General features: G+C 58.6%; 8 protein-coding genes. 4 read left to right on the plus strand and 4 right to left on the minus strand.

Going from position 1 to position 7793, the window contains the following annotated elements:
• Positions 1-462 precede the first annotated feature (462 nt).
• From xni to queF, 3 genes are all read right to left on the minus strand, one after another.
• On the minus strand, positions 463-1230 hold the full coding sequence (xni, locus tag CBW22_RS12965) for a flap endonuclease Xni (RefSeq protein WP_088516884.1): 768 nt from the start codon (positions 1228-1230) through the stop codon (positions 463-465).
• A gap of 38 nt (positions 1231-1268) precedes the next feature.
• On the minus strand, positions 1269-2633 hold the full coding sequence (gene ppnN / locus CBW22_RS12970) for a nucleotide 5'-monophosphate nucleosidase PpnN (RefSeq protein WP_021507381.1): 1365 nt from the start codon (positions 2631-2633) through the stop codon (positions 1269-1271).
• A gap of 186 nt (positions 2634-2819) precedes the next feature.
• Entirely contained in the window at positions 2820-3665 is an 846-nt protein-coding gene (gene queF, locus CBW22_RS12975) for an NADPH-dependent 7-cyano-7-deazaguanine reductase QueF (protein WP_058757052.1), read from the minus strand.
• A gap of 62 nt (positions 3666-3727) precedes the next feature.
• Here queF and syd point away from each other — a divergent pair, with 62 nt between their 5' ends.
• The 4 genes from syd to CBW22_RS12995 all read left to right on the plus strand — a co-directional run bounded on the left by syd (position 3728) and on the right by CBW22_RS12995 (position 6429).
• Positions 3728-4276, plus strand: coding sequence for a SecY-interacting protein (gene syd / locus CBW22_RS12980; RefSeq protein WP_059010890.1), 549 nt, complete (start codon positions 3728-3730; stop codon positions 4274-4276).
• Between the two features lie 588 nt (positions 4277-4864).
• On the plus strand, positions 4865-5191 hold the full coding sequence (locus CBW22_RS12985) for a YqcC family protein (RefSeq protein WP_058771608.1): 327 nt from the start codon (positions 4865-4867) through the stop codon (positions 5189-5191).
• Positions 5191-5970 carry a tRNA pseudouridine(65) synthase TruC gene (gene truC, locus CBW22_RS12990; RefSeq protein ID WP_088516885.1) on the plus strand — a complete coding sequence of 260 codons (780 nt, stop codon included), beginning with the start codon at positions 5191-5193 and terminating at the stop codon, positions 5968-5970. The genes CBW22_RS12985 and truC overlap by 1 nt, the downstream gene beginning before the upstream one ends.
• Before the next feature lie 12 nt (positions 5971-5982).
• Entirely contained in the window at positions 5983-6429 is a 447-nt protein-coding gene (locus tag CBW22_RS12995; protein ID WP_021507375.1) for a flavodoxin, read from the plus strand.
• A gap of 123 nt (positions 6430-6552) precedes the next feature.
• Here the strand turns inward: CBW22_RS12995 and garD are convergent.
• Positions 6553-7793: galactarate dehydratase (gene garD, locus CBW22_RS13000; RefSeq protein ID WP_088516886.1), on the minus strand; the 1241-nt coding region annotated here is incomplete at its 5' end.

A 7793-nucleotide genomic window follows, 5' to 3' on the forward strand; every position in this document is an offset into this window, starting at 1 on the left:
ATTATTTCGCAGATTGGCTGCTTCGTATTAATGCAGGTAACTGCAGGCCGCATAACATTTGTAGCGGCGCGATTCATCGCGCAATAAATTGCGCCGCTACCAAAACCGCAACCGGTGTGGAATGGGGCTATAACTTGCCTTAACAGCTCAGGCTTGCCGCCTTGCGCTAGCACAAATTATTTCGCAGAACTTCTGCTTCATTCTTTGCACTATCGCGGCGTTGGCAGCGCCTGCTCGCCCCGGTCACATACTAATGTATGCTCCCGGGGACTCTCAGGCTTGCCTCCTTGCGCTAGCACAAATTATTTCGCAGAACTTAGTTGCACTGACCCGTAGCGGCGCGATTCATCGCGCAATAAATTGCGCCGCAACTAAACCCGCGATCGTTGTGGAATGGGGCTGAAACCTGCCTGATCAGCTCAGGCTTGCCGTCCTGCTGTAGGGGCGCCATTCATGGCGACCTCAGTGACGCACCGGACCCTGATACCGCAACGTATTTAAATTCCCCTGCAACACCAAATCCCGCTTCAGCGTTGATACCTGTCGGCACACCTCCGCGATCGCGCGGTGATCGCGTAACTTCTTCTGCCACTTCTCAGGTACCTGATCCAGCTGCTGATACAGCGCCTCGAGCGAACCAAACTGCAGCAGCAGTTCCCGTGCGCTTTTCGGCCCGATGCCGGGCACGCCTGGAATTTTGCTGCTGCTGATACCGCATAAGCCCCAGTAATCCGCCAGCTGGGCCGGCGCGACGCCGAACTCCTGTTCGATAAACGGTACGTCCAGCCAGCGCTTCTGAAAATAATCGCGGATACGGATGCTCGGCGCCAGCAACTGGCAGTAACCTTTATCGGTAGAAACGATGGTGGCCTGATGACCGGCGTCGGCCATCTTCACTGCCAGCGTCGCGGCCAGATCGTCCGCTTCATCATGTTCGGCAACCCAGCAACTGACACCGCTGGCCTCAAAGGCCGCCTGCAGCGAGGCCATCTCCTGCTGTAAATCGTCCGGCATCGGCGGGCGGCCCGCTTTGTAATCCGGCAATAACTGATGACGCCAGCCAGGCTGTCGGTCATGGCTGTCAAACACCGCCACCACGTGCGTTGGTCGCGTGTGGCCCAGCAGCTGATGCAGCGCCGCCACGCAGGCCTCGCGACAGGGCGAACCCTGTACCGCGTGCAGGCGGCGGATCAGATTGAGCGCGTCGATAATAAGCAGATGAAGCGACATAGTGATACCGGCAGCCCGCAGGCTGCCTTCCTGATGGGTTATTTGATGATTTCGTAGCAGGGGATGTAAGCGCTGCCGGGCAGCTTCATGCGCTGCTGCGCGACGAAGCCCTGCAGCAGTTCGTCCATGCGGTGCATCAGATCGGCATCGCCTTGCAGCTGATACGGACCTTTTTCCCGGATTTCGCGGATCCCCATCTCTTTGACGTTACCGGCCACGATGCCCGAGAAGGCACGCCGCAGATCCGCCGCCAGTTTTTCCGCTGGCTGATTCGGGAACAGCTTGAGGTTGGCCATATTTTCGTGGGTCGGCAGGAACGGCACCTGCAGATCCGGCGCAATGCGAATCGACCAGTTGAAGCTGTAGGCATCGCCGGTTTCGCGGCGGTACTCTTTCACCTGCGGCATGGCTTTCTTCATCAGACGCGCCACTTCCGCAGCATCATCAATGATGATTTTGTAATGCCGGCGCGCGGCTTCACCCAGCGTATTAACGATGAAATCATCCAGCACGCGGAAGTAATCGGCGCTCTCTTTTGGCCCGGTGAGGATCAGCGGCAGGACCTGATCGCTGTTCTGCGGATTCATCAGAATGCCCAGCAGATACAACAGCTCTTCTGCCGTACCCACGCCGCCCGGGAAGATCACGATGCCGTGCGCGATGCGCACAAAGGCTTCCAGACGCTTTTCGATATCCGGCATGATGATCAGTTCATTCACCAGCGGGTTAGGTGGCTCCGCAGCGATGATCGACGGTTCGGTCAGGCCGATAAACCGGCTGTCGTGATAGCGCTGCTGTGCATGGCCTACCGCCGCCCCTTTCATCGGCGCTTCCATCACGCCCGGACCACAGCCGGTACAGATGTTCAGTTCGCGCAGGCCCATCTGGGTCCCGACATTGCGGCAATATTGATATTCGACCGCGTTGATGGAGTGACCGCCCCAGCACACCACAGTGTTGGGATATTCGCCCACGTGCAGCGCGCGTGCGTTGCGCAGAATAGAGAACACCTGATTGGTGATGTGCGCGGAGTCGGTGACGTCCTGATTTTGTAAACGATCCGCCGCCGAGAGCTGACCGTTAACAAACAGAATGTCGCGCAGTACGGCAAACAGGTTCGCCTGCAGCGAACGGATAATCCGGCCGTCAACAAACGCCTCTTCCGGCGGGTTGATCAGCTCCAGTTTCACGCCGCGCTCGCGGCGCAGCACGTTGATGTCAAAATTTTCAAAGCGGGAAAGCAGTTCGTGGCTACTGTCGGTCTGGCTGCCGGAGTTGAGTACCGCCAGCGAACAGTTGCGAAACAGCTGGTAGAGATCGCTGCTGGCAGTGCGCTTCAGCATGTCGACTTCCAGCTGGGAGAGCAGATCCATTGAGCCAAGCGGGCTGATATGTGTAATCAAGAGAACTCCTTTACACGCAAATGCGTGACTGATGACGCTGCGCTTAACCCGTTGAGCGCAGTGACGAAAATCCTTCGGTAAGCACGCTGTCGCCCTCGCGCCTGTACCAGAGTACCGTTGTCGGCCGCGAATGCTCAAGTGGAACCGCGCATCCGTGCGGCGGCCTGCGAGACATCTCGCAATCTGCTACTGGCGCACCAGGCGGGAGTAGCCCGGCGTGAAGGGCACATTGCTGCGCCACGGATTGATATCCAGCCCGCCGCGCCGCGTGTAGCGCGCGTAGACGGTTAATGCTGCTGGCTGACAAAAGCGCTGAATATCGTTAAAAATACGCTCGACGCACTGCTCGTGAAACTCATTGTGCTGGCGGAACGAAATCAGATAGCGCAGCAGCGCTTCGCGATCGATACGCGGGCCCTGATAGCGAATCATCACCGAGCCCCAGTCCGGCTGATTGGTGATCAGACAGTTCGATTTCAGCAGATGGCTGACCAGCGTCTCTTCAACCACTTCGCTGCCCGTTGCGCTGGCGAGGTAATCAGCGTTAAAGCCGTAATCGCTGATGGTGATATCCTGCTCGTCGATGACATCGCCAGCGAAGTGCCCGATCGGCTGACCTTCCACTTCGCTCAGGCGAAACAGCGCCACGCTGACCTGGCCGTTAGCGCAGGCGCTGAGATCGCGCTCCAGCGTTTGCCGCACGGCGCCCCAGTCGGCGAAAATCGTCTGGTTAAAGCTGTTAAGATAGAGTTTGAAGCTTTTGGACTCGATCAGATTCACGCTGTCGGCGCTTAGCACCACTTCGCCGACCGCGACCTGCGGCACGCCTTTGCTGTTTAGCCAGGAGAGTTCATACAGCGTCCAGATATCTGCGCCGTGGAACGGCAGGTTATCGGGATAAAGCCCGAGCGGCTCGCGATTCAGGCTGCGCGGCACCGCCTGCAGCAGCGTGTTATCGTAGCGATCAACATACGCGGTGGGCTTACCCAAAGTCAGGCCGCTCAGCGCCGTATCCCGGTTTTCAGAAGACATAACGGTTACCACTAAAATCCATCAAAGGGAGTCAGTGTAACCGATCACCAGCGAGAAGATGAATGATGCAGCAAACCGCAGAGGCCCTGCGCGATTTTACCGCCCGTTATGTAGCGCACTGGCAGCAGCAGCACGGCCATTTTCCCGCCAGCGCAGAGCTGTACGGCGTGCCGTCGCCCTGCATCATCAGTGAACTGGATGAGCGCGTCCTGTGGCAGCCGCAGGACTTTACCCTGCCAGCCTCGCTGGCAGCCGTTGAGCGCGCACTGGATATTCAGCTGCAGCCGGACCTCACCACGTTCTATACCACGCAATTTGCCGGCGACATGCACGCACAGTTTGCACAGCAGCCGCTGACGCTGCTGCAGGTGTGGAGCGAGGACGATTTTACCCGCCTGCAGGAGAACCTGATTGGTCATCTGGTGATGAAGCGCCGTCTGAAACAGAGCCCGACGTTGTTTATCGCCACGACAGATTCGGAGCAGGATGTTATCGCGGTGTGTAATCTGACCGGTGAGGTGATTGTGGAGCAGCCGGGAACGAAAAAACGGCAGAAACTGGCGGTGGATATTCAGACATTTCTTAATGCTTTACAACCGGTTAGTTCTTGAGTTGCAGACTTTTCTCGCAGCCTTTGTAAGAGATCTCTCACAACTGTTGTGCGAGATCGCCAGAACATTACGCAGACTTCCGGAAGTCCGCAATGTAAAAATATTGTGAATCATGCAGTTATGGCATCAATCCGAAAATACAGACATGGCTTAATCGTTTAACGGCGCTTACTGACTTGTTATTGCGATGGTTTCTGCCAGAATAGTCACCACTGGCAGGAAGCCACGGATTGAGAGACGTTCAGGAGAATGTCAGCCAGGCGGCAGGAACGTAACGGAGTTTACGTCACAGGGAAGGCTTCAGGATGAAGCAGGACACTCCGGAGTGAGTAAAGGACACCTCCAGGATGGAGAATGAGAGCCACGCGGGATGTGGCGGGCCAGGATGCTAAGGACCAATGTCACGATGACAGGCGACGGAAAGCGCAGGAACAGTTGTCATGGATGAGCAGGGAGCACAGCGGTGGCGGGAATGCTGCAAACGAACCGGGAGCACTGTAATCACAGTGCTCCCTTTTTTTATGCCGTTTTTGCGCGCGCACCCACTAATGATATGCTTGCCGCCCCTTTTTGACGCGGAGGTAGCGTATGTCGACGCACCTGATTATTCAGCGGCTGCAGCAGGTCGAAGCGGTGATGCGCGAACACGGCCACTGGCAGACGCACGCCCCGGCGGCGGAAGCCTTTAATAGCACGCAACCTTTCTGTCTCGATACCCTGCAGCCGCTCGAATGGCTGCAGTGGGTCCTGCTGCCGCGCATGCAGGCGCTGCTTGACGCCGGCGCCGCGCTGCCGCAAAACTTCGCCGTTACGCCTTATTATGAGATGGCCCTGCCGCCCACCACGCCGGGCCATGCAGCGCTGCTGCTGACGCTCAGCCAGCTTGATGCGCTGTTTGCGCCGCCGGACGCCTGATGCTGGAGATCATTTATCAGGATGCATGGCTGGTTGCGGTGAATAAACCGGCGGGCTGGCTGGTGCACCGCAGCTGGCTCGATCGCAAAGAGAAAGTGGTGGTGATGCAGACGGTGCGCGATCAGATTGGTCAGCACGTATTTACCGCGCATCGCCTCGATCGTCCCACGTCTGGCGTGCTGCTGATGGGGCTCTCCAGCGAAATCGGGCGGCTGCTGGCGCAGCAGTTTGAACAGCATCAGATACAGAAGACCTATCACGCAGTGGTGCGCGGCTGGCTGGACGGTAGCGCAACGCTGGATTATCCGCTGGTGGAAGAGCTGGATAAAATTGCGGACAAGTTTGTCACGGAACCGCGCGCGCCGCAGCCGGCGGTCACCGATTATCGCGCGCTGGCGCAGGCAGAACTGCCGGTGGCCATCGGCAAGTACCTCAGCGCACGTTATACGCTGGTTGAGCTGTCGCCGCACACCGGGCGCAAGCATCAGCTGCGGCGCCATATGGCACACCTGCGTCATCCGATTATTGGTGACAGCTCGCACGGCGATCTGCGGCAGAACCGCGGTGCCGCAGCCCACTTTGGCATGGATCGCCTGATGCTGCACGCCAGTGCGCTGACGCTAACACATCCGGTGACTGGCGAACCGCTGGTGATTCGCGCCGGGCTGGATCGCGTCTGGCAGCAGATGCTGCAATCGTTTGGCTGGCAGCAGCAACTGCCCGATGTGCCGAGGGTTGAGTTTGCCGCTGAGGCAGTCCAGGATAAGCCGACAGAATAAAGGAGCGGCAAAATGGCAAAGATTGGCATTTTTACAGGTACGGTGTACGGCAACGCGCTGCTGGTTGCCGAAGAGGCGCAGCCGGTGCTGGAAGCGCAGGGGCATGAGGTGAAGGTGTTTGAAGATCCGTCACTGGCCGACTGGCAGGCTTACAGCAAAGAGGTCGCGTTAATTGTTACCTCGACCACCGGGCAGGGCGATTTTCCGGACAATATCGCGCGGCTGTATGTGCAGGTGCGCGATGAACTGGGCTATCAGCCTGAGCTGCGCTATGGCGTGATCGCTTTAGGCGACAGCAGTTACGACCATTTCTGTGGAGCAGGAAAGACTTTTGATGCCACGCTGCAGGAGCAGCAGGCGCAGCGTATTGGCGAGGTGCTGCTGGTGGATGCGACGGAAAATCCGGAGCCCGAGTCAGTGACCACGCCGTGGGTGGAGAGCTGGGGTAAGTTGTTGTAAATCAGGCCCTCACCCTAACCCTCTCCCGCAGGCGGGAGAGGGAACAGCCTGTGCGCGCGGGGGCTGCAGGGATTAACCTTAACGGTTCACCCGAACCGCTTCCTCTTCCGCCAGGTGTGCACATCACGTCACCGGTGCCGGATTGAATACCGCCAGCTGATTACGGATTCCCCAGCGATCTGACCACGTCTGTTTACGTCCGCTGGCGATATCCAGAATCAGCTCAAACAGCCGCCAGCCGACCTGTTCAATACTCTCTTCGCCCGTCGCGATGGTGCCGGCATTGATGTCCATCAGGTCATGCCAGCGGTTCGCCAGCGCGCTGCGCGTCGCCATTTTAATCACCGGAATCGCCGCCAGACCGTAAGGCGTGCCGCGCCCGGTGGTGAACACCTGCAGCGTAATGCCGGAAGCCATCTGCTGGGTGCCACAGACAAAATCGCTGGCCGGCGTGGCGGCGTAAATCAGCCCGCGCTGCGTCGGGCGCTGTCCGGGTGACAGCACTTCGACAATCGGGCTGCGGCCGGATTTGGCAATTGAGCCCAGCGCTTTTTCTACCACATTGGCCAGGCCACCTTTTTTATTGCCCGGCGACGGATTCGCGCTGCGATCGGTTTGCCCCTGGCTCAGATAATCGTCGTACCACGCCATCTCCTCCAGCAGCCGTTTGCCCACCGCTTCATTTACCACACGCGGTGTCAGCAGATGGATCGCATCACGTACCTCGGTCACTTCCGAGAACATCACCGTCGCACCACAGCGCACCAGCAGATCCGAGGCAAAGCCAACCGCCGGATTGGCCGTCACGCCGGAAAACGCATCGCTGCCGCCGCACTGGGTGCCGACCACCAGCGCTGACGCCGGGCAGGTTTCGCGCTGACGCTGGTTGAGTTTTTTCAGATGGCGCTCGGCCACCTGCAGAATTTCATCGACCATCGCGCCAAAACCCACGTGGCGTTCATCCTGCAGGCGCACGATATCACGCTCATCCAGCGAAATGGCCTGTACGTCCGGTGTACCGGTCAGCAGGCGCTCCGGTTGTAATTTCTCGCAGCCGAGGCTCACCACCATCACTTCGCCGCCAAAATTAGGATTCAGCGCAAGATTGTGAATGGTGCGAATCGGCACCACCGCCGCCGGTGCGTTGATCGCCACGCCGCAGCCATATAAATGGTTGAGCGCTACCACGCCGTCAACGTTGCTGTAGCGCGGCAGCAGATCGCGCTCAATCAGCTGCACCACGTAATCCACCACGCCCGCCACGCAGTGCACGCTGGTGGTGATGCCGAGCAGATTGCGCGTGCCGACGCTGCCGTCGGCGTTGCGATAGCCTTCAAAGGTGTATCCTTCCAGCGGCGGCAGGG

This window comes from Pantoea sp. VS1, from assembly GCF_002207995.1.
Taxonomy (GTDB): Bacteria; Pseudomonadota; Gammaproteobacteria; order Enterobacterales; family Enterobacteriaceae; genus Pantoea; species Pantoea dispersa.

Coding starts and splice junctions, on each gene's coding strand:
- xni (WP_088516884.1), bottom strand. CDS start 1,230: ATGTCGCTTCATCTGCTTATTATCGACGCGCTCAATCTGATCCGCCGC.
- queF (WP_058757052.1), bottom strand. CDS start 3,665: ATGTCTTCTGAAAACCGGGATACGGCGCTGAGCGGCCTGACTTTGGGT.
- syd (WP_059010890.1), top strand. CDS start 3,728: ATGATGCAGCAAACCGCAGAGGCCCTGCGCGATTTTACCGCCCGTTAT.
- CBW22_RS12985 (WP_058771608.1), top strand. CDS start 4,865: ATGTCGACGCACCTGATTATTCAGCGGCTGCAGCAGGTCGAAGCGGTG.
- truC (WP_088516885.1), top strand. CDS start 5,191: ATGCTGGAGATCATTTATCAGGATGCATGGCTGGTTGCGGTGAATAAA.
- CBW22_RS12995 (WP_021507375.1), top strand. CDS start 5,983: ATGGCAAAGATTGGCATTTTTACAGGTACGGTGTACGGCAACGCGCTG.